We start from the raw sequence: 25,889 nt of genomic DNA on the forward strand, positions 1-25,889 counted from the left end.
GCCTCGGAGGCAACGACTATGAAAACGATACAAGCTTATATTGATTCTAAGCAACAAGAATTTATGAATCATCCCTTTTTTGATACCCTTGCTCAACTAAATAGCATAGAGGAGATCAGTTATTTTGTTCCTGAATTAACATTCTGGGCAATGACTTTCCAAGATATCTTACGTCTGAATGAAGAAAGAGTCACTGATCCTTATCTCAAAAAAATTGCTCGTCACCACCGTCTAGAAGATGCTGGTCATGACAAGTGGTTTTTGCACGATAAGAAATACTTGGGTAATGTGTCCAGTAATAAATCATGTACAAAAGATGACGTAGCTTGGCTGTACAGTAAAGAATCTCAGATTACTCGTGATGCAGCTTATGCTATCGTGTCTGAGATTTATAAAATGGATAACGAAATATTGAATATCGCCTTATTGCTCACTTTGGAATCTTCTGGCCATGTCTTTTTTGAAAAGGTGGTCAAACAAGTGAAAAAAACGGGCGAAGATAAAAATCTCAAATATTTCTCAAGTTCACATCTCGAAGTAGAAATGGCACATGCCATCTTTGAAGAAGAGATGGAACGAAGGCTAGTAGAGTGGCCAGTACCTATCGATGTTCGTCGTAAGGCACTTAAGATGATCGATAGATGTTATGATGCTTTCAGCAGGATGTTTGATGGACTAATTCTTGCATGTAATAAACGACTGCAATTGGCTAAAGAAAAGGAAAAAAATGCAGCAAATGCATTGGAATATGCATCAGATAAAGCACTGTGAGAAAGAAATTGGACAAGCGCTGCTCAAGGACGAGCCTACGCTTGTTTCATATGCCCATGATTTTGGTAAGTTAGTACAAGCTAATCCTATTGCTGTTTATGTTCCGCAATCACTAGAAAAACTGCAATTATTTCTGAATTATGCTCACCAAAATTCGCTTCCGTTAACGATAAGAGGGAATGGTTTAAGTCAAGGAGGTCAGTCGCTTCCTGTTGATGGTGGAGTTAGTTTACATTTAGGAAAATTCAATAGTGCCCATGAGTATTCGCAAAATTTAATCTGGGTAGATAGTAATGCCAGTTGGGCAACGATGCTGCAAATTTCGCTGGAAAAATCTCAAATTCCTTATGTTCTACCATACAATTGTCATTTGTCGGTTGGCGGTGTTTTATCTGCAGGAGGAGTAGGTGCCTCATCGTTCAAGTTTGGCAGCGTCAGTGCTCACGTTGAAGCGCTAGAAGTGATGACGGTAGCAGGCGAATTGAAGGTTGTTGACTCTCAATCTGAGTTATTTAAAGCTTGTCTTTCTGGTCAAGGACGCTTCGCAGTCATAACAAAAGCTTGTATAAAATTGCGTTCTTGCTTAAAAAATGTGAGAACGATGTTTTTGCTCTACCTTGAGCAAGAACAATGGCTAGAAGATCTACAAAAAGTCCGCCAACACGCGGATTATATTGAAACCTTTTGTTCTCCAGCTATGCAAGGTGCCAAATTGGTTGCAGGGAAGCGTTTGCCCTTTGCTCAATGGTTGTATGTGTTGCATGTTTCAAAAGAGTATGACGGTACACCTCCCCAATTGGATGATTTTGGTCAACATTTGCGTCCATGGAAAATACTTCATATACAAGATGAAGCCATTGAGTCCTATTTGTATCGCCATGATTCGCGTTTTGAAGCAATGAAATTGATTGGACAATGGGAGCTTGCTCATCCTTGGTATGAGTGCTTTGTTCCTGGTAGGATACTAAGAGCTCATCTTGATAATTTATTGGAAAAACTACCCCTTCATTATGCTTTGATACTACAAATAGTACCGATGCCTGAACAATTACCCACCGGTTTTTTCATGCTACCTACAGATAAGGAGGTCTACGAGGTGATGATTTTAAATCCTGGGGTGCATCCGAAATTAGTCCCAAGTTGCTTGCAAACAATAGAGATGTTAGATGAGTTTTTTTTGCAAAATGGTGGCAAGCGTTATCTTTCAGGCTATCTTGGCAACAATTTGGATGAATCGTACTGGCAGAAGCACTTTGGTACTTATTTCGAGGATTGGATGAGGCTTAAGAAAAAATATGATCCTCATCATGTGTTTAGATCTCGTTTGCATTTATAACAAATTTAAACTAATCAAAGAGATCTCACTAATTCTCACCATGAAAATTCAGTGCTGTCAGGGGCTTATCATTATTTTGCATAACCATCGCTACTTATTACTGTGAACTCAGCGATGAATTGTTGTCACTTTTATCAGGGAAATAATCCCTCTTGTAGTCTATATTTTTATATTAAGATCTTTCCGCAGGACGCATGCTATATTTAATTTAAGAATACTAAAAAATAGACTAGGGGATTAAATTTGAAGAGAGAAGTATGGAAATTAAAAACTTAAATTATCATTTTGATAGTACCCTTGACTATAAGCTTTTCTTTCAAGATCAAGAAATTACCAAATTAAAGACTATTCCTACTGGTAAGCACCAACCAAACTTACCTGAGCACACACCCAATTTAGATAATTTTTTTGCCAATATTCACCAAGGTAGCAAAGCTGGTACATATGATAAAAATTTGTCTTCAAGCGTTCCCAATCTTGATAATGAAACCTTTAGTATTTCCGAGTATAAAGGAGTCGTTTCGCGGCCTTCATTTAGTGATACTGATTCAGTGGAGTCCTTCTCCCATAACAGATATTTACCAGTCAATGAGGATTTTTTTTATAACAATGAGAGTTCTTTTCATAGTTATTCTCCGGATGAAGCTGCACGAAGCAGTGCTTACGTGACCAACAAATTGCATTTTTCTAGCGCATCCCAAGAGCCTGCAGATGATATTCAAGTTAAATTGATTTTAGAAGAAAATGCTTCTCCAACAGCATCTTTACCAATTACAGAAAATTTGACCCTAGAATCCCTTGCAGAATCCCTCGCAGCCTCGAATGAAGTTGAGGTGCAAACTTCCACAGATATGAGAGATGAAAACAATGATTTGCCGGTGATTGCGGGAGCGGCTGCAGGGTTGGTTAGTGAAGAAGGGGCAGCGCTTTTAACCACCGGCGGTCGTTTGACGATCAGCGATGAGGATACGGGCGAAGCCGCATTCATTGCGCAAGAGAATGTTGCAGGGGCTTATGGTCGCTTTAGCATGAATGCCGAAGGTGAATGGTCTTATAGTGCCGATAACAGTCAAGAAGCCATACAACGCCTGCCAGCCAACGGCAGCTTAACGGAAACCTTCACCGTCAAATCGGTGGATGGTACACCACAAACCATCACAGTCACCATCAAAGGCACCAATGATTTACCGGTGATTGCGGGAGCGACTGCAGGGTTGGTCAGTGAAGAAGGGGCAGCGCTTTTAACCACTGGTGGTCATTTGACGATCAGCGATGTGGATACGGGAGAAGCCGCATTCATTGCGCAAGAGAACGTTGCAGGGACTTATGGTCGCTTTAGCATGGATGCCGAAGGTGAATGGTCTTATAGTGCTGATAACAGTCAAGAAGCCATTCAACGCTTACCAGCCAATGGCAGCTTAACGGAAACCTTCACGGTTAAAACAATAGACGGTACCAATCAAACCATCACGGTCACCATCAAAGGCACGAATGATTTACCGGTGATTGCGGGAGCAGCTGCAGGGTTGGTCAGTGAAGAAGGGGCAGCGCTTTTAACCACCGGCGGTCGGTTAACGATCAGCGATGTGGATACGGGCGAAGCCGCATTCATTGCACAAGAGAATGTTGCAGGGACTTATGGTCGCTTTAGCATGGATGCCGAAGGTGAATGGTCTTATAGTGCTGATAACAGTCAAGAAGCCATTCAACGCTTGCCAGCCAATGGCAGCTTAACGGAAACCTTCACGGTTAAAACAATAGACGGTACCAATCAAACCATCACGGTCACCATCAAAGGCACCAATGATTTACCAGTAATTGCGGGAGCGACTGCAGGGCTGGTCAGTGAAGAAGGGGCAGCCTTGCTAACCACCGGGGGTCGGTTAACGATCAGCGATGTGGATACGGGCGAAGCCGCATTCATTGCACAAGAGAATGTTGCAGGGACTTATGGTCGCTTCAGCGTTGATGCTGAGGGCGAATGGTCTTATAGCGCCGATAATAGCCAAGCCGCTATTCAACGCCTGCCAGCCAATGGCAGCTTAACGGAAACCTTCACGGTTAAAACAATAGACGGTACCAATCAAACCATCACGGTCACCATCAAAGGCACCAATGATTTACCAGTAATTGCGGGAGCGACTGCAGGGCTGGTCAGTGAAGAAGGGGCAGCGCTTTTAACCACCGGGGGTCGGTTAACGATCAGCGATGTGGATACGGGCGAAGCCGCATTCATTGCACAAGAGAATGTTGCAGGGACTTATGGTCGCTTCAGCGTTGATGCTGAGGGCGAATGGTCTTATAGCGCCGATAATAGCCAAGCCGCTATTCAACGCCTGCCAGCCAATGGCAGCTTAACGGAAACCTTCACGGTTAAAACAATAGACGGTACCAATCAAACCATCACGGTCACCATCAAAGGCACCAATGATTTACCAGTAATTGCGGGAGCGACTGCAGGGCTGGTCAGTGAAGAAGGGGCAGCGCTTTTAACCACCGGGGGTCGGTTAACGATCAGCGATGTGGATACGGGAGAAGCCGCATTCATTGCACAAGAGAATGTTGCAGGGACTTATGGTCGCTTCAGCATGGATGCCGAAGGTGAATGGTCTTATAGTGCCGATAACAGTCAAGCCGCCATACAACGCTTGCCAGCCAATGGCAGCTTAACGGAAACCTTCACGGTTAAAACAATAGACGGTACCAATCAAACCATCACGGTCACCATCAAAGGCACGAATGATTTACCGGTGATTGCGGGTGCCACGGCAGGGCTGGTCAGTGAAGAAGGGGCAGCGCTTTTAACCACCGGCGGTCGTTTGACGATCAGCGATGTGGATACGGGCGAAGCCGCATTCATTGCACAAGAGAATGTTGCAGGGACTTATGGTCGCTTCAGCGTTGATGCCGAGGGCGAATGGTCTTATAGCGCCGATAATAGCCAAGCCGCTATTCAACGCCTGCCAGCCAATGGCAGCTTAACGGAAACCTTCACGGTTAAAACAATAGACGGTACCAATCAAACCATCACGGTCACCATCAAAGGCACGAATGATTTACCGGTGATTGCGGGTGCCACGGCAGGGCTGGTCAGCGAAGAAGGGGCAGCCCTTTTAACCACCGGCGGTCGTTTGACGATCAGCGATGTGGATACGGGCGAAGCCGCGTTCATTGCACAAGAGAACGTTGCAGGGACTTATGGTCGCTTTAGCATGGATGCCGAGGGCGAATGGTCTTATAGCGCCGATAATAGCCAAGCCGCCATTCAACGCCTGCCAGCCAATGGCAGCTTAACGGAAACCTTCACGGTTAAAACAATAGACGGTACCAATCAAACCATCACGGTCACCATCAAAGGCACCAATGATTTACCGGTGATTGCGGGAGCGACTGCAGGGCTGGTCAGCGAAGAAGGGGCAGCCCTTTTAACCACCGGGGGTCGTTTGACGATCAGCGATGTGGATACGGGCGAAGCCGCGTTCATTGCACAAGAGAACGTTGCAGGGACTTATGGTCGCTTTAGCATGGATGCCGAAGGTGAATGGTCTTATAGTGCTGATAACAGTCAAGAAGCCATACAACGCTTGCCAGCCAATGGCAGCTTAACGGAAATCTTCACGGTTAAAACAATAGACGGTACCAATCAAACCATCACGGTCACCATCAAAGGCACCAATGATTTACCAGTAATTGCGGGAGCGACTGCAGGGCTGGTCAGTGAAGAAGGGGCAGCGCTTTTAACCACCGGCGGTCGTTTGACGATCAGCGATGTGGATACGGGCGAAGCCGCGTTCATTGCACAAGAGAACGTTGCAGGGACTTATGGTCGCTTTAGCATGGATGCCGAAGGTGAATGGTCTTATAGTGCTGATAACAGTCAAGAAGCCATACAACGCTTGCCAGCCAATGGCAGCTTAACGGAAATCTTCACGGTTAAAACAATAGACGGTACCAATCAAACCATCACGGTCACCATCAAAGGCACGAATGATTTACCGGTGATTGCGGGTGCCACGGCAGGGCTGGTCAGTGAAGAAGGGGCAGCGCTTTTAACCACCGGCGGTCGTTTGACGATCAGCGATGAGGATACGGGCGAAGCCGCATTCATTGCACAAGAGAATGTTGCAGGGACTTATGGTCGCTTCAGCGTTGATGCCGAGGGCGAATGGTCTTATAGCGCCGATAATAGCCAAGCCGCTATTCAACGCCTGCCAGCCAATGGCAGCTTAACGGAAACCTTCACGGTTAAAACAATAGACGGTACCAATCAAACCATCACGGTCACCATCAAAGGCACGAATGATTTACCGGTGATTGCGGGAGCAGCTGCAGGGTTGGTCAGTGAAGAAGGGGCAGCGCTTTTAACCACCGGGGGTCGGTTAACGATCAGCGATGTGGATACGGGCGAAGCCGCGTTCATTGCACAAGAGAACGTTGCAGGGACTTATGGTCGCTTTAGCATGGATGCCGAAGGTGAATGGTCTTATAGTGCTGATAACAGTCAAGAAGCCATACAACGCTTGCCAGCCAATGGCAGCTTAACGGAAATCTTCACGGTTAAAACAATAGACGGTACCAATCAAACCATCACGGTCACCATCAAAGGCACCAATGATTTACCAGTAATTGCGGGAGCGACTGCAGGGCTGGTCAGTGAAGAAGGGGCAGCCTTGCTAACCACCGGGGGTCGTTTGACGATCAGCGATGTGGATACGGGCGAAGCCGCATTCATTGCACAAGAGAATGTTGCAGGGACTTATGGTCGCTTCAGCGTTGATGCTGAGGGCGAATGGTCTTATAGCGCCGATAATAGCCAAGCCGCTATTCAACGCTTGCCAGCCAATGGCAGCTTAACGGAAATCTTCACCGTCAAATCCGTTGATGGCACCAATCAAACCATCACGGTCACCATCAAAGGCACCAATGATTTACCGGTGATTGCGGGAGCGACTGCAGGGCTGGTCAGTGAAGAAGGGGCAGCGCTTTTAACCACTGGGGGTCGTTTGACGATCAGCGATGTGGATACGGGAGAAGCCGCATTCATTGCGCAAGAGAACGTTGCAGGGACTTATGGTCGCTTCAGCATGGATGCCGAAGGTGAATGGTCTTATAGTGCCGATAACAGTCAAGCCGCCATTCAAAGCCTGCCAGCCAATGGCAGCTTAACGGAAATCTTCACGGTTAAAACAATAGACGGTACCAATCAAACCATCACGGTCACCATCAAAGGCACCAATGATTTACCAGTAATTGCGGGAGCGACTGCAGGGCTGGTCAGTGAAGAAGGGGCAGCGCTTTTAACCACCGGCGGTCGTTTGACGATCAGCGATGTGGATACGGGCGAAGCCGCATTCATTGCACAAGAGAATGTTGCAGGGACTTATGGTCGCTTCAGCGTTGATGCCGAGGGCGAATGGTCTTATAGCGCCGATAATAGCCAAGCCGCCATTCAACGCCTGCCAGCCAATGGCAGCTTAACGGAAACCTTCACGGTTAAAACAATAGACGGTACCAATCAAACCATCACGGTCACCATCAAAGGCACCAATGATTTACCGGTGATTGCGGGTGCCACGGCAGGGCTGGTCAGTGAAGAAGGGGCAGCGCTTTTAACCACCGGGGGTCGTTTGACGATCAGCGATGTGGATACGGGCGAAGCCGCGTTCATTGCACAAGAGAATGTTGCAGGGACTTATGGTCGCTTTAGCATGGATGCCGAAGGTGAATGGTCTTATAGTGCTGATAACAGTCAAGAAGCCATACAACGCTTGCCAGCCAATGGCAGCTTAACGGAAACCTTCACCGTCAAATCCGTTGATGGCACCAATCAAACCATCACGGTCACCATCAAAGGCACCAATGATTTACCGGTGATTGCGGGAGCGACTGCAGGGCTGGTCAGCGAAGAAGGGGCAGCCCTTTTAACCACCGGGGGTCGTTTGACGATCAGCGATGTGGATACGGGCGAAGCCGCGTTCATTGCACAAGAGAACGTTGCAGGGACTTATGGTCGCTTTAGCATGGATGCCGAAGGTGAATGGTCTTATAGTGCTGATAACAGTCAAGAAGCCATACAACGCTTGCCAGCCAATGGCAGCTTAACGGAAACCTTCACCGTCAAATCCGTTGATGGCACCAATCAAACCATCACGGTCACCATCAAAGGCACCAATGATTTACCGGTGATTGCGGGTGCCACGGCAGGGCTGGTCAGTGAAGAAGGGGCAGCGCTTTTAACCACTGGGGGTCGTTTGACGATCAGCGATGTGGATACGGGAGAAGCCGCATTCATTGCGCAAGAGAACGTTGCAGGGACTTATGGTCGCTTTAGCATGGATGCCGAAGGTGAATGGTCTTATAGTGCTGATAACAGTCAAGAAGCCATACAACGCTTGCCAGCCAATGGCAGCTTAACGGAAACCTTCACCGTCAAATCCGTTGATGGCACCAATCAAACCATCACGGTCACCATCAAAGGCACCAATGATTTACCGGTGATTGCAGGTGCAGCTGCAGGGTTGGTCAGTGAAGAAGGGGCAGCCCTTTTAACCACCGGGGGTCGTTTGACGATCAGCGATGTGGATACGGGCGAAGCCGCGTTCATTGCACAAGAGAACGTTGCAGGGACTTATGGTCGCTTTAGCATGGATGCCGAAGGTGAATGGTCTTATAGTGCTGATAACAGTCAAGAAGCCATACAACGCTTGCCAGCCAATGGCAGCTTAACGGAAACCTTCACGGTTAAAACAGTGGACGGTACCAATCAAAACGTTGTTATCACCATCAAAGGCACAAATGATTTGCCGATTGCTACTGCAGATGTAGTAAGCTTAAATGCCGCTCAATCAGTATCTGGAAATTTGTTTAGTAATGATAGGGATGTAGATATCGGTGATCAATTAAATCTTGCCTGGATAAATAATTCAAACAATAGCACAAGCATAGGAGCTTGGGGCCAATTAACATGGGAACCTGATGGTAGTTTTACTTATACTGTTAATCCTGATGCTACTGCTTATCTGGGTGCCGGGAAATCTGTAAGTGAGACCTTTGAGTATGCTGTTTCTGATCAATACGGTGGATTGACCACCTCGACGCTAACAATTAGTAATATAGTTGGTGTTAATGATAACCCGGTAGCAACTGCGAGCGTCTTACGCTTAGGTGAGGGACAAAATATTTTAGGTCAATTATATGCTACCGATGCAGATAGCAACCACGGCATGGATAGTCTTTCTTTTAACGTGGTCACGGGCACAGCACATGGTCAACTCATTTTAAATACAGATGGTTCATTTAGCTACACAGCAAATCCAGGGTATTATGGAACAGATAGTTTCACATATAAGGTCATTGATCCTTTAGGTGGAACAAGTAACACAGCAACTGTTGCTATAAACATTCATGAACGTAGGTTTGAATTTACACCTGCAAATGAAGCACTTGTAAATACCACGACCAATAGTAATCAAAGTGATCCCGTAGTAACAGCTTTGTCTGGCGGAGGTTATGTTGTTGCTTGGGAAGGAAGAGGAGCTAGTGATACCACTGGAGTATATGGTCAAATTTATAATGACGCTGGATCAAAAATTGGAAGCGAATTTCGTATTAATAGCTCAACTTCTGGTAACCAACAAAATGTAAGTGTTGCTACAACCTCTTCAGGATTTATTGCAACCTGGGATTCAGCATCAGGTGCTTTGGATAGCAGTGGTACAGGTGTTTATGCTCGTGTTTTTAATAGCAATGGTGTAGGTGGTAGTGAATTTAGAATTAATCAATCAACCTCAGGCAATCAACAGAATAGTCAGGTGATTGTGTTAGATGATGGAAAGATTGCTGTTGTTTGGGAATCTGTTGAATCCGGTGCTCCGAATATTTATGCACGCTTCTTTAATAGTTCAGGAACAGCATTAACGAATGAAATTCGAATTAATACCAATTTATCTAATAATCAACAACGCCCAAGTATTTCCCAGGTGGGGGATAAAGTTGTTATTACTTGGGAAGATAATGCAAATTCAAGCAATGGTTATGATATCAAAGCACAATTAATTTCTATCGACTCATCCAGTCTTGGAGGTTTTATAGGTAGTAATTTCATAGTTAATACAATTGTGGGTAGCAACCAGAATAATCCAGAAGTTACTGTTCTTGAAAATGGCAATTTTGTTGTCACGTATGAATCAACAGTGGGCTCTAGTAAAGAAATTTATCTCAAACAGTTTGACGCAGATGGGGTTGCAGTAGGTGTTGAAACAAGAATAAACACAACAACAACTGGAAATCAGGATAATGTAGCCGTTACTGCTCTTAGATCAGGAGGATACATGGTTGTTTGGAGTTCAGTAGAAAGTGGCTCAGATAAATATGGGGTTTTTGCACAAGAATTTAATGCGGATGGCAGCAAAGCTGGCGATGAGTTTAGAATAAATGTTCATAATGCAAATGATCAGAATCTCCCAACGCTAACAGAGCTTACGGATGGCAGCATTGTTATAGCCTGGCAATCCCAGAATCAAGCAGCTGGATGGGATATTTACCATAGTCTTCTTAAGGATATGGCCCAAGGAGGAATGTTTATGGAAGGTAGCTCTAGCAATGACACGCTAAGAGGTACCGAGTCTAGTGATATTATTAGTGGTGGTGCAGGTGATGACATTCTAATTGGTGGTGGGGCCGCAGATTATCTCTCAGGAGGAACCGGAATGGATACGGCTGATTATTCCTATTCTTTAGCTGGGGTAAAAGTCAATCTATCTTCTGGATCAAACACTGGAGGAGATGCTACAGGCGATATCTTAAGTGGCATTGAAAATATTCGAGGCTCTAAATATGCTGATATCCTTGAAGGTAACAGTGGGTATAATACCCTTTGGGGCGGTGAAGGTAACGATCAATTGATTGGTGGTGCCGGAGACGATGTTCTCCTCGGAGGCTCGGGAAGTAATATCCTTAGTGGTGGCACAGGCGTTGACACAGCTTCCTACGAGGACTCTGCTAGTGGGGTGACAGTAAATTTAACAACGGGCACTTCCAGTATGGGCGATAGCTTGCAAGATGTTGAAAATATCAAAGGCTCTTCTTTTGGAGATACATTAATAGGTGACAGAAGTGATAACATTTTAGAAGGTGGAGCTGGCGAGGATTCTTTGCTCGGAGGAGAAGGCAGTGACACAGCTTCCTATACGGGTTCAACCATGGGGGTTTCAGTTAATCTAAGTACGGGTATAGGAAGTGGCGGAGAAGCCCACGGAGATACATTTACCAGTATTGAAAATATCACAGGCTCGAAATATAGCGATACTCTTTTAGGCGATACCAATGCCAATACTTTGAGTGGAGGTGCTGGGAATGATACGTTGATGGGTGGAGCAGGCAATGACTTGTTTACCTTTGGTTTAAACAGTGATAGCGATGTATTATATGGCGGTACCGATACACAAGACGGAGGCAGCTGGGTAGACACAGTTCAGTTAACTGATGCGACTACTGGACCAGCTAACTCTATTGAAGCACGGGGTGATTGGCTCCTACAAACAGAAGCCACATACACAATAGTTGACAAAGCAGTCACTTTCACTGAAGGTAATGCAAGTGGTACAATTACTCTTGCTGATGGAAGTATGGCTACATTTACTGATATTGATCAAATTCGTTGGTCTTAGGGAGCGTCCCTAAAGTCCCTAAATAATAAGAAAGGATTATTATTGAATGCATCTGGATGCGAAGGGAGTGAGGGCAAAAAAGCCTTATGATTGGCTCAGCAAATTTTCTTGGATAAAGATTTGGCTAAAGGATTCAGGATTTTCTTTATTAATGGGGGCTTGGAAAAATGACAAGAAAATTGTTTATAGCGTTCTACTCTCAAGTTTGATAATAAACATTTTAAACTTAATTTTTCCACTCACATTATTACAGGTCTATGATCGAATTATCCCTCACCAATCCATTGGTACCTTAATTTGGCTTACCATATTAGTTTTTGGCTCACTTATTTTGAGCGCTATTCTGAAAATAGTTCGTTCATATGTGGGAGCATGGGCTGATGCTAAATTTGAGCACCACACTGGTTGTAAAGCCTTCGATAGTTTACTGCAATGTAAATTATCATTTTATGAAAAAGAGGGTAGTGGTAGGCATTTAAAGCGTATGACCGCCCTGAGTTCACTAAAGCAGTTTTATGCCGGGCAAGCTTTAATTACATTAGTCGATGTGCCTTTTATCTTCCTATACCTAGCTCTTATTACTTATGTGGCCGGTTGGTTAGTTCTAGCTCCTATGTTTATTATTGCGATTGCTTTTATTACAACTTTAAACAGCACGAACCTACTACAGAAAAAATTAATGAAGCGCCAAGATCATGATGAACGGCGGCTAAATTTTATTGTAGAAACGTTATCAAAAATCCACACCATAAAATCCACTACCATGGAAGCACAAATGTTGCGGCGTTTTGAACGATTACAAAAGTCCTCATCTGCTTTCGATTATCAAATCACCCAAGGAAGCGCAATCTTAATATCGGATAGTATTATATTTTCTCAAGCGACTATCGTTCTTGTAGCAGGCTTAGGTAGCGTCTTGGTCTTCAGTGGCACTTTAAGCGTAGGTATTTTGGCCGCATGTATTTTACTAGCAGGTCAATGTCTTCAACCTGTTAATTCCCTGCTGAGCATGTGGGGAAGATTACAAACAATCAGGATTGCTCACCAAGAGTTGCAGAAAATAATGACGATGGTGCCAGAATATACCTCTGGAATGGAGACGCTTAGAGATGTTCAGGGAGAATTAGAATTGGATGGCTTAAGTTTTCGCTACTCAGATAAAGATTATTTTATTCTTAAGGACATCAATTTAAAAATTAAGCCTCTAGAAACCATCAGTATCACCGGGGAAGGCTTAAGTGGGAAAAGCACTCTTTTATCATTATTACTGAAATTAAATACTCCAACGAGTGGTCGTATTTTAATTGATGGGAAAGATATTGTTTCACTGAGTCCGGAAAGCCTACGCCATGCTATTGGGTATATGGCTGAACAGGCTATTCTATTTAAAGGAACAATTCTACAAAATTTAACGATGTTCAGGGAAGAATATGATGTAAAAGCTAGATTCTTATCACGTCAGACAGGTCTTGCTAATTACATTGAGCAACTGCCAGATGGTTATGAAACAAAGGTTGGATACCAAGCAGCAGCTACTTTGCCGCGTGGTCTTATGCAGTACATCGTCATTATAAGGGCGCTTATTTCTGATCCAAAAATAATATTGTTTGATGAAGCTAATATAGCTATTGATATTGAAGGTGATAGAAGAATCATTGAGTTGCTAAAAAGCCTGCGGGATAAGCATACCATGATATTAGTTTCTCATCGTCCATCAGTCATTGCCATGGCTCATAGAAGTTATGTCTTGGAAAATGGGAAATTACAATTGATAACTGAACCCGATACTAGTGTCATCCGTTATGAAAAATAAACCTGCCTATGCCAATAGCTTAATGCCTTTACTGGATGCCTTAAATTGGCAAGGCAATTATCGACAACTTCAAGAATCATTACCTCATTTTTCTGAAATTAACTCTCTAAGAGTTTTTCTTGAGGTTTTCGAGAATTTGCAATTTGATATTAAAAACCTCGGTCTAAGTAAATCTGGGATTGACGAGCGTATTTTACCCGCTCTTCTTGTTACTGAGCGTGATGAAGTATTTGTTCTTCTAGAACGTTCTGGTTTTAACTATAAGTTATTTAATGGACAACTTAACCAACTGCAAGTCATTGAAGAAGAGAAGTTTCAAGAGTACTTTCAAAAAGGTACGCTATATATTTTTAAATCCAAAGAAAAAATTGAGATCTCCACCCATGGTGGGGGTTGGTTTTGGAGCTCAGTAAAGAGAAATAAGGCTTTATTATACAGCGCCCTTTTTCTGAGTTTTATTCTAAATTTGCTGATGTTATCCACCTCCATTTTTGTAATAGCTATTTATGACTATGTAATAAATGCTTCTTCTTATGTAATGCTGAGCGAGTTTGTTATAGGAATTATATTAGCTCTCGTGGGGATGTCTTTAATTTATAAAATCAGGGCGCAACATCTGTCCTTATTGGGTGCATATTTTAATTCAGCAATTGGTAACCAAATAATGGACCAACTTTTATATCTTGCTCCCTCATATACGGAAACAGCGACTGTAGGGGCACAAATTGCCAGAATAAAAGATTTTGATAGATTGCGCGAATTCGTTTCTGGTCCAATGCTCAATGTTTTTTTTGATTTGCCATTTATTTTGATTGGTTTGTCTTTGATTGCTTTCTTAGGCGGTAGCCTCGCTTTTATTCCTTTGGCAGCTCTGCTGTTATTCCTTTTAAGTTCCTATCTGATTTCCATTAAAATCAATCAAACAATTCTTGAATCTGCAAAAAATTTCTCTTCATTACAAGAGTTTTTACTTGAATCCATTGAATCACTGAGAGTCATTAAATACACCAATCGAGTTCGAGATTGGAGTCAAAGGTATCGCGAAGCCTCCGCTAAAACAAACTTGGCAAATATTAAACTTACTTTTTATGACGCTATCAATAACACAATTTCTGAATTTATTTTAATGAGTTCAGGTATAACTGTCCTCGCTATTGGTGCATTAAAAGCGATGAATGGAAGTATCAATGTAGGCGAATTGCTCGGTATTATGATGATTGTATGGCGAATTCTAAGTCCCATGAAATCCATAGTGACCTCACTTCCTAGACTTTTACAATTAAATACGAGCGTGCATCAAATTGAAAAATTAATGAGTTTGCCATCTGAGGCCACTCAAATCGCTCAGGTCAAAAAGGGAAGGATTGTTTTTCGTGGTGATATTGATTTTATGCGTGTAAGTATGCGTTATCCGAATGCTTACAATCCCAGTCTACTCGGTGTTACTTTCTCTATCGATGCGGGAAGCTTTGTTGTCATTACAGGACGAAATGGTTCAGGGAAGACCACTATATTGAAAGTTTTATTAGGATTATATGCACCTCAAGCTGGAGCCATCTTAATTGACGGTCAGGATATACGGCAGTTAAATCCTATCGATTTGCGTTCTAGTGTTGGTTATTTGCCCCAAAACCCTGAACTCTTTTTTGGCACTATCGAAAGCAATTTGCGACTAGGCAATCCAGTAGCAAGTGAAGATGACATAGCAAATGCTGCAAAAAAAGCAGGAATTTTGGATACCATTCTTGAACTGCCTGAACAGTTTAAGACAAAAATACATGATCAAAATCGACAAAATTTATCAACCAGTTTCGTTCAATCTTTATGTTTAGCACGTGCCTATTTACGCGATTCGCCGATATTATTACTTGATGAGCCTGGGAATACTTTAGATGAAGTTGCAGATGAACAACTGATAAAGTATCTAACTTCTTTGCATGGGAAGAAAACTGTTATCATGGTATCTCACAGGCCTTCACATTGGCGTAAGGTAGATAAGATTTTTTTAATGGATCAAGGGCAGCTTGTATTACAAGGTCCCCCTAATGAAGTTATTCCTAGACTGCAAATTATTCAAAAATAGTGGACATCGGATATGGAACATCAGGAACTACAAAACTATAGGCAATTACAATATATTTCCGATGTAACTTATTTAGAAGAAGCCAGCAATACAAAGCTGATTCTGAAAGGGCTTATAACGGTTGCGATATTGCTACTCAGTTTAATCATTTGGTCAGCTTTTGCCACAATTACCGAAACAACAAACACATACGGTCAACTCGTTCCTGAGGGTCAGATTCAAGTAATTCAACATTTAGAAGGGGGTATTGTTAATAAAGTATTGGTTAAAGATGGTGATTTCGTTAAAAAAAATCAGTTATTGATTGAGCTAAAAACGAATGAATTAAGAGCTGAACTGGATGAATTGGAAAGTAATGAAACTTCTTTGCTTCTTGATTCTTTACGCCTCAAAAGCTTTTTGGATAATAAGCCGGCCAATGCTGGTGTCTGGACAAAGACACTTCTCGAATCAAAATATAATCAGATCAAACAAAAATCTGAGATCGATATTCTCGTAGGCAATCAAGTTCGTTTACTCAATGAACAGTATCGGGAGCTAGAGGAAATACAACAAGGTCTTAAAAATAGCCTAGAGAAACATAATGAAGAATTAAAAGAATTGCTTAATAAAAAGAAAATCTGGGAAGTTCATATCAAATTATTGACCGAAGAATTTAATATGTATCAAGGTCTTAAAAATAAATCTTACATCTCTAGTAAGGACTATTTAACGATTATGCGAGAAATGAACCAATCTCAAGGGGAGGGCGCTACGTTAGATAGCAAAATAGCGCAAACAAAACAGGCTATAGAAGAAGCAGGAAACAAGCTTCAAGAAATTACAGCTACTACAAGGAAAGAGGCTTTAGCTCAATTAGCAAAGGTTGAAGCTGATATATTGACTGTTGATCATAAGATAGAAAAATATCAAGAACAGATAGTACGTTCATATATCCGCGCTCCAATGGCTGGAACAGTAAAAGGAATCACCGTATTTCCAGGAAACGTAGCTAAAGCAGCAGATGTTTTAATGGAGATTGTTCCTGAAGGAGAACGACTCATTGCAGAAAGTCGCATTCAACCACAAGATATAGGCTATATTAAGACAGGTGCTCAAGTAAAAGTTAAAATATTGACTTATGACTACGCGCGTTTTGGTACTATTGACGGACAAGTAAGCAATATTTCTGCCTCCACTTTTTTTGATGAAAAAGGAAACCCTTATTACAAAGCACAAATTCAGTTAGCAAAGCAATATTTAGGTTCTCCAACTCAAAAAAAATCTTTAAAATCAGGAATGACTGTTCAGGCCGATATTATTACTGGTTCAAAGACGTTATTAGAGTATTTATTCAAGCCTATTCAACGTTCTATTACTGATGCTTTCAGAGAAAGATAAGAGGGCTATATAGTTGTCGGTTGCAGGGCAAACGCATGACAATAAAATTAAAACAATTCGCCGTCATTGCCAACGAAGTGAAGCAATCCAGATCGATGCCTCGTTAAAATTCAGTTCTTGATTGCTTCACTTCGTTCGCAATGACGTCAGATAGATATTAATTTAACCATAAGATGCGGTTGCCCTGTTGTCGGTTGGGTTATATGCATGAATAAGACAAAAATCATGCTCTCGTTGAATTTAAGATGATGAAAAATATCAAGTTTTTTTTAGAAGCTCAAGATTCCAAATTAATAGCGGCTGTGCTAATTTTTTTAGTAGCTTGCTTCCTCTTTCTCTGGGAAATGGTCAGCTTTTTTAGATCGCAGGAAATAGTAACAGTCACCACGAAAATCACGAGTGTTCGCGGCCGAGAAAGTTTGCAGAGTAATTCACCGCTGTTTACTAGGCCTTTATTTGGAGCCTATGTTCCGACGAATTTGGCAGATGCTGAGATTAAACAGTCCATGCTGGACGTTGAGGTTGTGGGGATCCTTTTTTCTAACAAAGAGGAGAATTCACAGGTTATAATCCGTGCTGGTGGTGGACAAGAGAAAATTTACATGATTGGAGATACTTTGCCTGGTGGGGCTGTTATCAAACGAATTTCGGAAAATGGGGTGGTTGTTTTGCACAATGGAGTCCTGGAGAGTTTAAGTTTGCCAAAAAATGAATTACTCTTTGATGCTCCAGCTAAGCCGCTAATTGAGGAATAAACGAATGCTTTTTTCGCTGCGCATAGCTCTGGTGACCATTATTCTAAGTCTTACTCAGTTTGGCTGCGCAAGTCATACCCATCATACCAATCATACTAATCTGGCTGCAGGCATCAGAAGTTTTCGTGTACAAGATTATCGGAAAGCTTTTGTTCGCCTTAAAAAAGAAGCCAAAAGAGGACAGCCCGATGCCCAATACGCGGTAGGGTATATGTATTATTACGGTCAAGGTGTCATCGAAGATCGCAAAAGAGCTTGGTACTGGATTCGGAAGGCAGCAAGGGCTGGGCAACCTGATGCAGTTGCTGCTGTTGCCATTCTACAGCAACAGCCCCATACCATTTTTAGCTGATTTGTTAATATTCGACCTCCAAGTTTTAAATTTGACAAATCAATATCGAATTACCGTGGCTTGACCATGGATACCGTGTCAAGCCACGGTAATTCGATCTCTAAAAAGTCATTTTAAATGCTAGCGTTGATAATTATCGATAGCATATAGCAACAATAAATCAGAATTAAAATTCCACCATGCCAGCGTGCCATCCTTTGTTTATTGCGATAATTGATCCATAAAAGAATAAAAGTAGTCACAAACATTACGGGTACATCTCTCCACAGAAGGGTTGTACTGATTGCCGCTGGATGAATAATACTGGGGAAAAGCATAACTGCGACGAGGTTAAACATATTGGCACCTAAGATATTACCAATGGCGATATCATCTGAGCCTTTTATTACCGCTACTATGGATGTTACGAGTTCAGGTAAACTGGTTCCTATCGAGATAAGCGTTAAACCCATGACCAAATCACTTACACCAAGAAGATGTCCAACTTCAATGCAACTGCTAATTAAATATTTGGCGCTGATGGGCAGTACAATAAGACCGAGTACTAGACTAATTACATGTGATCTTAGCGAAAATTTGGCTAACATGGCGTGCTGAAAAGCAAGAGTTAATTGTTTTTGCGGGCGTTGTTGACGAGTGACAAAAATGAAATAACTAAGTAGCAATAAACATATCAGCAAAAATAGACAGCCATCCAAAATCCCCAAGTAACCATCCAACATGAGAGAATAAGAAAAGAGCATGACCAAAAAAAGTAATGGGTATTCGCGGCGCAGTAGAGTGGATTGAACGCGTATGGGCTTAATAAGAGCGGTTAACCCTAACACTAAGCCGATATTTGCTATGTTAGTTCCAATGGCATCGCCAATAGTAATATCCGTCACTCCTTCGAGAGAGGCTGTAATGGCGATCATAATTTCTGGTGCCGAGGTTCCAAATGCTACTAGGGTAAAGCCAATGAGTAGTGGTGACAGATGGTAATGTGCAGCAATTCCGGATGCTCCGGTAACCAAATTATTTGCTCCCCACAACAAAGCAATGAAACTGACTATCAGAAGTAAAAGAATCATAACGGCTCTCAAGAAGATTAAGACCTGATAATACTGCATTTATCGGCGAACACAATAAGCTTTTACGGGTGAATGAACCACGCATAATGTTCAAAAACTTTTCATATTACTGACGACATGATAAAATATCCAGTTCACTGCTTGATTGGTGTCGTAGGACGGAGATGAAGACAGTAGGGCAGCATGAGAGGAGCTGATTTGGATGATATCGGCCTGAATCATCATCAGTGTAATCTTTGATTCCATCAAAGATTGAACACTCTTCAACAAAAACGATTATTATGTTTAATAAACAACGTTATCTTTTAAAAAATGCGGCTTTTAGGCATTTTATGCTAAGTTGCATGCTCGCGATGTTCGGCAATGGACTAACTTACATAGTTATGGTCTGGGCGCTGATGAAGTTTGACGCCTCTGTGGTTTCAACGGCGATTCTAATGGCTTGTTTTTGGCTTCCTAATGTATTACTTGGTCCTTTTTTGGGTGTTCTTGCGGATCGCTGTAATAGAAAACACTTACTTCTCCTTACCGTAGGTTTGCGAGCTGTTTGTTTGTTTGGTTTTGCCTTCATTGCTTATCATAATTATATTTCGGCGTTTGCAATCTACTTTCTTGCAACAGTCATAGGGACATTGCTAGCTGCATATATCCCAGTGGCTATGACATTTGTGCGCGAAATCATTGCTGAAGAAGATTTGTTATATGCTAATGCCTTGTTGGACACCGCTTATGAGATGGGAGCTGTTCTAGGGATGGGAAGTGCTGGGCTAATTCTTGCTGAGACGTCCTTTGCAACTTGCTTCATTATCAATGGAGCCTGTTACTTGCTGGCTACTCTTCTTATTTTGTTAATTCCTTACTATAGGGATGGGAAGGCCAATACCATGAAAGAATCATTTCTCATGCAATTTATTCAAGGATGGCGTTATATCATTCGCCGCATACCGGTACTCTTTATTTATTTAGTCCAGGGGCTCTTTTTTATTTGTTATATGACTGCTCCCGTCTTGTTGGCACCTTTTGCAAAATCAGTATTACACAGCAATGTAATGCAATTCGGTTGGCTTGAAGCCATGCTCTCAGCTGGAATTATTTTAGGTGGTTTTATAAGTCCTTGGCTGGCAACGGTGTTTTCACTATCAAAAGTCATCTTTGGGCAAGTAGTGCTAGGTGCTATTTCATTTTATCTCTTTAGCCATACACATAATCCGACGTGGGCTACTTTTTATCATTTTTTTATTGGTTTTTCTTTCTCCTCGTGGGCGTTGTTAACGACACTTGCGCAGGGGATGACAGATTTGGACTACCAAGGCAGAGTGCAATCTTTGTTTAATAGCTTATCTGGGGCGGTAATTATTTTCTTTTATTATGGATTGGCTCGCTGGAAAAATGTTCCTATTACTCAACTCTATTCAGGAGAAATTGTTTTATTAATTCTGGCTGGTATTATCTTAATTTTTATGGCATTTAGTAATCGTCGCGGCCCAAATTCCGTTTCTCTCGAAAATAGTTAATAATGCTCATCGTTGGCTTGGCGAGTCCAAGTCGATGAATTTCACTGATCTTAATCCATTTTCCAGAGGATTCACTTATTCTATCTTCAGGTTCTGCGATGAGGATGGCTATCGCTGCTATCTGTAAATGAAAATGGCTAAAGGAATGTTTTATTCTCATCAATTCTTGAATCTGGGTAGCATCAAAGTTGTACAATTCTTTAATATGAGCTGCGGCAGAGGTATCAGGGTCAATGATAGGCATACACCAAAGTCCACCCCAGAGGCCTACTGGGGGTCTTTTTTCAAGGAAAATATCATCCTTTGCCGTATATAGTAACAAAAAGAGCTGTTCTTTAATGGGAAGGCTTTTTTTGATCTTTTTATTTGGATAACGTTCAACTTGATTTTGCAGCTTAGCTAGACAGGTTTCTTGCAATGGGCAAATAGCGCAATCAGGTTTTCTAGCTGTACAACAGGTGGCTCCCAAGTCCATAATTGCTTGAGTATAATCAGCACAACGTTTATCTGGCATACATTGCTTTGCTAATCCCCACAAGTGGTGTTGCACTGAGCTTAAATTTGGAGGGCCATCTACTGCAAAGTAACGACAAAGAACACGCTTAACATTTCCGTCTAATATTGGCGTGGGCAAATTAAATGCTTGCGACGTAATGGCTGCTGCAGTTGAGGGCCCAATACCTGGTAATGAAATCAATAACTGCAGATCACGTGGGAATTCCCCTTGGTACCTCTCGTAAATAATTTTTGCCGTTTTGATTAGATTGCGCGCGCGACTGTAATAACCTAAGCCTGACCAGAGTGATAAAACATCATCCTCATACGCGCGAGCTAAGTGCCAAATCTCTGGAAAATTGTCCATGAAACGGTTGAAGTAAGGAATCACTGTTTTCACCTGAGTTTGCTGAAGCATAATCTCAGAAATCCAAACTCTGTACGGAGTACGAGGATTTTGCCAAGGTAAATCCTTTCGTCCAAAATGGTCGAACCAACTTAGTAAGGGGAGGCTGAATTTCTCTTGTAAGGACATTTCTACTACCTTAGCTAAAGGACTTGGATTGTATATGTAACATTTTTTGTCATTTCCGCGTAGGCGGGAATCCACTTCTGTATTAAATTCTGGTGTATCTTGTTGAATGGATTCCCGCCTACGCGGGAATGACGAAAATATGAACAATTTCAAACAAAATCACTATTTCAAACCAAAATGAGCTTTATCCTAATTAATCTCATTGTCGCTGGTTAACAGTGATTTAATTTGGTTATGAATTTGCTTGACCGGTTTTGCTAGCGTTTCCTTTAGCCAGAACTTGGAAAGAATAGGGTTGATTACACCCAAGTTAGGTAGAACGATAGGTGCTTTTAGAGTGCCTTTAACTAAAAGAGGAAAATTTCCACCCAATAATTGTTGAATTTTATCTACCTCTGGATCAGTCAAGCTAACTTTCGCAAATAGATGGCTATTTAGACTGTCATCACTAAGGTTTAACTCACCATCGCCCTTAAGTTGCAGTCTGTCAGTCTGCAATACCAAAGAATCGCTCTGGAGCTTACCGTTTTGTAGTGTGTATTGAAAAGTTAAAAGCTTAAACGCGGTGTTGCCTCTGAAAAAAGAAGGATCATCAAATTGACTTAACTGTAATACATCGTTGACTTGGTCCTTTTTGCCACTGAGCAATTGATTAATTTTTTTACTGGTTTCATCAATGACTCTGTCAAGATTTATGGATTCAAGTTCTCCATCTTTGATGGTTAGACTACCCTTACCGAGGATGCTCTCGTGCCAATTACTACGCTGAACATTAGCTTGACTATGAAGAGAGAAATCAAGACTACCCTTAAATAATTTCTTCTTAAGAAGATCATGTAGGAGTTTATTGGCGTTCAGGTTGGTTGCGGTTTGATTGAGGGTAAGTTTACCGCTTGCAAATTCATAAGCAAGATCACCCACTGATTCACCGTTATAGAGGCTCACAGTCAATGGGTTTAATGAAAATACACCTGTCTTCGTTTTTACATTTGCACTGACTTTACTGATTTTTATTTGCTTCACCTTCAGATCCTGAAGCGACAATTGTCCATTTAAAGGAGTATTTTGCAATGCTAACAGAGGATTATTAAACAAAGAGGTGGATAATGCCGTGCTGCCCTTAAAATTAACTTGCACTTTTGCCAGCGTTTTATTCTCAGAAATAATGGCAAGCTGAGTTTTTAGTTGGATTGGGAAGGGGATTTTTTTTAAGTTAAATTGCTCAGCTCCAATTTGTAAATTAGAGAGGGTCGTTATTTGTTGATTTTGTTTTAAGATAATTTGACCATGGCTGAGTAGAACTCGTTCAATTGCAAATTGTTCTGCAACATGATGGTTTTGTGTTTGCTCAGAAGATAAGGATTTCTTAAATTTAACCGGTAGTTGTGCATCAGGGTTAATATTGACTTGGAAACCATTCGCATTCAGTTCACTGAATACCAACTTTCCCCGTAAAAGTGGAGTTATTTTTAAATTAAAAAGCAAATTGTCTAATTTAACAGCGTAATAGGATTTATCCTGCTCTCCAATTTGCACGTCTATAACCCGAATAGCTGGTCTTGGGAAAATTTGCCAGGAAATATCGCCTTCTATTTTACTATTTTGATGAGTCAACGCCGTTAGTTGCGCGTTTATGTAATCTTTAACAATCTCTGGTCTTATTGATTTGGAAAGTGTCCAGAGGATTAAGCTTGCAATAATAACAAGAGCCGAGAAGGTAAAGACTAATCTTTTTAGAAATTTCATTTTTAGAGATAAGGAAGACACGGCAAGCATATAGTATAGATAACGAGAGCCATGTCAAGTTATACATCAACCCGAAAAATTTAATTTATCCTGTTATTTTCTTGTGTATATCTTGTTATTTTCTTGTGTTTAAGAAAATTTATCCTGTTATTTTCTTGTGAATATCTTGTTATTTTCCTGTATTTAAGTTAATCTGATAGTCTTCCCTCAGAAAAGAGTTTGGGAAAAAAGACGTTGATTTTGGTTTTAAAGTTGTACTAAAGACGTTGATTTTGCTTTTTAGTTGTACTCAGGATGAGTCGATAAAATTCAAGGAGAGCGTCATGCAACCAAGTCGATGGGAAATTATTATTCTTAAGCCCACCCCTGTTTTCTTATCATTCCTTGCTTCTCAATTACCAGAAATTGAATTACCGGAATTACGTTTGTTACAGACTGATAACACCGCTTATGTTATTAAAAAGCAAAAAAATGATGAAGAAACTTTAAATGAAATTGAGCGCCATTTTACAACGATGTTTAGACACGAGATATCTCGCTGGCTTGGAGAAAATGCTCGCAATGAAATTGAGGGAAGTTTCTTGGACTTTCTATGTTGTTTTAAATTCGAACTTCACTCACAAATTGTTCTTATGGAATCTTCAATAGAAGAAGGCAAGCAACTACTGCGTGTTAGACCTCGATCCGTGCTTCTTAAATGGATGAAGGCAGCAGTAGAAGAGCAATCTGACCTAATTAGTGTCTTGGAACGAGTCACTCTGTCTCATTTGGCAGAGAATGCGACTGTTGTGATCAAAAATTTTAGTCGATTAAGTCAAATAAAGCCCTTCCTTCAACATTATTACCAACCAATCTTCGAGTCTGAGATGATGCGTATGTGTAATAACAGAGAAGAATGGCCAATAGTTGATTCATATCAAACATTTAGCAGTTATTTTGCCATCGATATCCACACTCAATTGATTCATTTGCACTAAAGGAGGATTTGCTATGGAACCCATAACTATAGCGATCATTTGTGCGACTGCATTTGGCGTTGTTGCGGTATTGTCTGCATTCATCAGACAACTGTTATTAAGTCGTGATAAAGATTTAAATGATAGAGCCCAGCAGAGAGCATTAAGTCAAGAAGTACTAGAGTTGGAGAACTTACGTAAAGAAATGGCTAGCAGTAAGCGTTTCGATTCCCATTACCAGGTATTAGGTTCCAATAAGGATGCTATCCAATACCTTGATCAAAAGATTGAAGATATTCTTAGGAAAAAATTAGAGCTAATCCACCGCTATGGACAAATGGCCATTAAAGAGTCTACAGCTATAGTTGGAGGTGAACAATCCGCAGATCGAAAGGCGACCTGTGATCAGCTAAAAAGGGAAATTGATAAAGAATTGGAATTCTACAACAATGAATTAGAACAGTTACAGAAACGCCGTGATTCATTGTGGGATACACATTCAGAGCTAAAGGATTATCTCTTAGATCAAGAAAAAAAGCGGAATAGTCATCTCGATGCTATTTATGAACGTCATTCTGGTTTACTAGAAAAAATCTATCTGCGTCATAACCGCAACAGCGAAGTTGTTGCTACAAAATCGATTGAAGCCAGTACAGAAACGTTTAAAGCGCTCATTATGGCACCCATCACCCTGTTAATGCAGTACTTTAAAGGTTCAACCAATGTTGATGAGAGTAAAGCCAAGGATGAAAGCGATGCAAGAGAAGATGTATCTGATGCCGAAGACGACATCAACGATACACCAACAGATGATGATAATTTAAGGGACACTAAGATCAAGCATGAATTGATTGTGTAGACAGGATTTGGTGATTGCAATAAACTGGCATCCCAAGATTCAGGAGATTCTTCGTTATGCTCAGAATGACAAGTTCGTTGTCATCCCGACGTAGTGAGGGATCTTTTAGGGATTCAGGAGATGCTTCATATTGCTGAATGATAATTTTCTTGAGTAAATTAGCTGTTCTCCAAAAGAGAGTCCTATAAAACTATGGCCAAATAATGTCAGCTTCTCGCCGAAAATTTCTATGGATTTGAGCTTATCCCTGGTAATTTTCGCATTTAGCTTCGTTCCAAGCTAATTGAGCTAAGGTTATGAAGAGTTGGCGCTCTTCATAACTGATGTACTTTTTAGTATTTCTTATAAATGTTCTTCATTGTTTAATCCTCCCTTTTTATTTGAATATTGCTCACTTTCTATAATTAAATTCAGTTATCCTCTCTTATTACTTGCGTCAATACCACTGACATGCATAACTATATGAAATTAGTGGTTTTTTTACATCTTATCGGTTCACAAACGGTTCACATGGTTTATTTTGTTGTTTTTTATGTCTTTGCAATTTTGGCCGGTA

General features: G+C 41.5%; 14 protein-coding genes. 11 read left to right on the forward strand and 3 right to left on the reverse strand.

Features of this window, described 5'->3' with window-relative positions:
* Positions 1 to 18: 18 nt before the first annotated feature.
* From CKV79_RS04575 to CKV79_RS04610, 8 genes are all read left to right on the forward strand, one after another.
* On the forward strand, positions 19 to 771 hold the full coding sequence (locus CKV79_RS04575; protein WP_028374402.1) for a hypothetical protein: 753 nt from the start codon (positions 19 to 21) through the stop codon (positions 769 to 771).
* Positions 728 to 2,107, forward strand: a complete 1,380-nt coding sequence (locus CKV79_RS04580; RefSeq protein WP_028374401.1) for an FAD-binding protein — start codon at positions 728 to 730, stop codon at positions 2,105 to 2,107. Before CKV79_RS04575 ends, CKV79_RS04580 begins: the two co-directional genes overlap by 44 nt.
* A 257-nt stretch (positions 2,108 to 2,364) precedes the next feature.
* Positions 2,365 to 11,775, forward strand: a complete 9,411-nt coding sequence (locus CKV79_RS04585) for a VCBS domain-containing protein (RefSeq protein WP_095141726.1) — start codon at positions 2,365 to 2,367, stop codon at positions 11,773 to 11,775.
* A 46-nt stretch (positions 11,776 to 11,821) separates the two neighbouring features.
* On the forward strand, positions 11,822 to 13,588 hold the full coding sequence (locus CKV79_RS04590) for a peptidase domain-containing ABC transporter (RefSeq protein ID WP_051546342.1): 1,767 nt from the start codon (positions 11,822 to 11,824) through the stop codon (positions 13,586 to 13,588).
* The gene (locus CKV79_RS04595) at positions 13,578 to 15,671 is read left to right on the forward strand and encodes a peptidase domain-containing ABC transporter (RefSeq protein WP_035916402.1); all 2,094 of its coding nucleotides are present in this window, start codon (positions 13,578 to 13,580) and stop codon (positions 15,669 to 15,671) included. Before CKV79_RS04590 ends, CKV79_RS04595 begins: the two co-directional genes overlap by 11 nt.
* Positions 15,672 to 15,683: 12 nt before the next feature.
* Positions 15,684 to 17,051, forward strand: a complete 1,368-nt coding sequence (locus CKV79_RS04600) for an HlyD family type I secretion periplasmic adaptor subunit (protein ID WP_028374399.1) — start codon at positions 15,684 to 15,686, stop codon at positions 17,049 to 17,051.
* Positions 17,052 to 17,296: 245 nt separating this feature from the next.
* Positions 17,297 to 17,806 (forward strand): type II secretion system protein N, encoded by a 510-nt coding sequence (locus tag CKV79_RS04605; protein ID WP_028374398.1) that lies wholly within the window; start codon positions 17,297 to 17,299, stop codon positions 17,804 to 17,806.
* Positions 17,807 to 17,810: 4 nt separating this feature from the next.
* Complete coding sequence (locus CKV79_RS04610) at positions 17,811 to 18,158, forward strand: tetratricopeptide repeat protein (protein WP_028374397.1); 348 nt, start codon at positions 17,811 to 17,813, stop codon at positions 18,156 to 18,158.
* A gap of 113 nt (positions 18,159 to 18,271) precedes the next feature.
* Here the strand turns inward: CKV79_RS04610 and CKV79_RS04615 are convergent, their stop codons facing one another.
* Positions 18,272 to 19,228 (reverse strand): calcium/sodium antiporter, encoded by a 957-nt coding sequence (locus tag CKV79_RS04615; RefSeq protein WP_028374396.1) that lies wholly within the window; start codon positions 19,226 to 19,228, stop codon positions 18,272 to 18,274.
* Between the two features lie 281 nt (positions 19,229 to 19,509).
* Between CKV79_RS04615 and CKV79_RS04620 the strand changes: the two genes are divergently transcribed.
* Positions 19,510 to 20,742: an MFS transporter gene (locus CKV79_RS04620; RefSeq protein ID WP_028374395.1), complete on the forward strand. Its 1,233-nt coding sequence runs from the start codon at positions 19,510 to 19,512 to the stop codon at positions 20,740 to 20,742.
* On the opposite strand, the gene mutY is transcribed toward CKV79_RS04620, so the two are convergent.
* Together mutY and CKV79_RS04630 are read right to left on the reverse strand one after the other, a co-directional pair.
* On the reverse strand, positions 20,696 to 21,772 hold the full coding sequence (gene mutY / locus CKV79_RS04625; RefSeq protein ID WP_035916399.1) for an A/G-specific adenine glycosylase: 1,077 nt from the start codon (positions 21,770 to 21,772) through the stop codon (positions 20,696 to 20,698). The genes CKV79_RS04620 and mutY overlap by 47 nt on opposite strands.
* Before the next feature lie 189 nt (positions 21,773 to 21,961).
* Positions 21,962 to 23,518 carry an AsmA family protein gene (locus CKV79_RS04630; protein ID WP_028374394.1) on the reverse strand — a complete coding sequence of 519 codons (1,557 nt, stop codon included), beginning with the start codon at positions 23,516 to 23,518 and terminating at the stop codon, positions 21,962 to 21,964.
* A 323-nt stretch (positions 23,519 to 23,841) separates the two neighbouring features.
* Here CKV79_RS04630 and CKV79_RS04635 point away from each other — a divergent pair, with 323 nt between their 5' ends.
* The gene (locus CKV79_RS04635; RefSeq protein ID WP_028374393.1) at positions 23,842 to 24,495 is read left to right on the forward strand and encodes a hypothetical protein; all 654 of its coding nucleotides are present in this window, start codon (positions 23,842 to 23,844) and stop codon (positions 24,493 to 24,495) included.
* Between the two features lie 13 nt (positions 24,496 to 24,508).
* The gene (locus CKV79_RS04640) at positions 24,509 to 25,333 is read left to right on the forward strand and encodes a hypothetical protein (protein ID WP_065236371.1); all 825 of its coding nucleotides are present in this window, start codon (positions 24,509 to 24,511) and stop codon (positions 25,331 to 25,333) included.
* The last annotated feature ends 556 nt before the right edge of the window (positions 25,334 to 25,889 follow it).

Origin of the sequence: Legionella lansingensis, from assembly GCF_900187355.1 — a bacterium.
GTDB lineage: Bacteria > Pseudomonadota > Gammaproteobacteria > Legionellales > Legionellaceae > Tatlockia > Tatlockia lansingensis.

What these genes read in the sequence shown, in the direction of transcription:
- CKV79_RS04575 (WP_028374402.1), top strand. Translation starts at nt 19, where the DNA reads ATGAAAACGATACAAGCTTATATTGATTCTAAGCAACAAGAATTTATG.
- CKV79_RS04580 (WP_028374401.1), top strand. Translation starts at nt 728, where the DNA reads ATGCAGCAAATGCATTGGAATATGCATCAGATAAAGCACTGTGAGAAA.
- CKV79_RS04585 (WP_095141726.1), top strand. Translation starts at nt 2,365, where the DNA reads ATGGAAATTAAAAACTTAAATTATCATTTTGATAGTACCCTTGACTAT.
- CKV79_RS04590 (WP_051546342.1), top strand. Translation starts at nt 11,822, where the DNA reads ATGCATCTGGATGCGAAGGGAGTGAGGGCAAAAAAGCCTTATGATTGG.
- CKV79_RS04595 (WP_035916402.1), top strand. Translation starts at nt 13,578, where the DNA reads ATGAAAAATAAACCTGCCTATGCCAATAGCTTAATGCCTTTACTGGAT.
- CKV79_RS04600 (WP_028374399.1), top strand. Translation starts at nt 15,684, where the DNA reads ATGGAACATCAGGAACTACAAAACTATAGGCAATTACAATATATTTCC.
- CKV79_RS04605 (WP_028374398.1), top strand. Translation starts at nt 17,297, where the DNA reads ATGATGAAAAATATCAAGTTTTTTTTAGAAGCTCAAGATTCCAAATTA.
- CKV79_RS04610 (WP_028374397.1), top strand. Translation starts at nt 17,811, where the DNA reads ATGCTTTTTTCGCTGCGCATAGCTCTGGTGACCATTATTCTAAGTCTT.
- CKV79_RS04615 (WP_028374396.1), bottom strand. Translation starts at nt 19,228, where the DNA reads ATGATTCTTTTACTTCTGATAGTCAGTTTCATTGCTTTGTTGTGGGGA.
- CKV79_RS04620 (WP_028374395.1), top strand. Translation starts at nt 19,510, where the DNA reads ATGTTTAATAAACAACGTTATCTTTTAAAAAATGCGGCTTTTAGGCAT.
- mutY (WP_035916399.1), bottom strand. Translation starts at nt 21,772, where the DNA reads ATGTCCTTACAAGAGAAATTCAGCCTCCCCTTACTAAGTTGGTTCGAC.
- CKV79_RS04630 (WP_028374394.1), bottom strand. Translation starts at nt 23,518, where the DNA reads ATGAAATTTCTAAAAAGATTAGTCTTTACCTTCTCGGCTCTTGTTATT.
- CKV79_RS04635 (WP_028374393.1), top strand. Translation starts at nt 23,842, where the DNA reads ATGCAACCAAGTCGATGGGAAATTATTATTCTTAAGCCCACCCCTGTT.
- CKV79_RS04640 (WP_065236371.1), top strand. Translation starts at nt 24,509, where the DNA reads ATGGAACCCATAACTATAGCGATCATTTGTGCGACTGCATTTGGCGTT.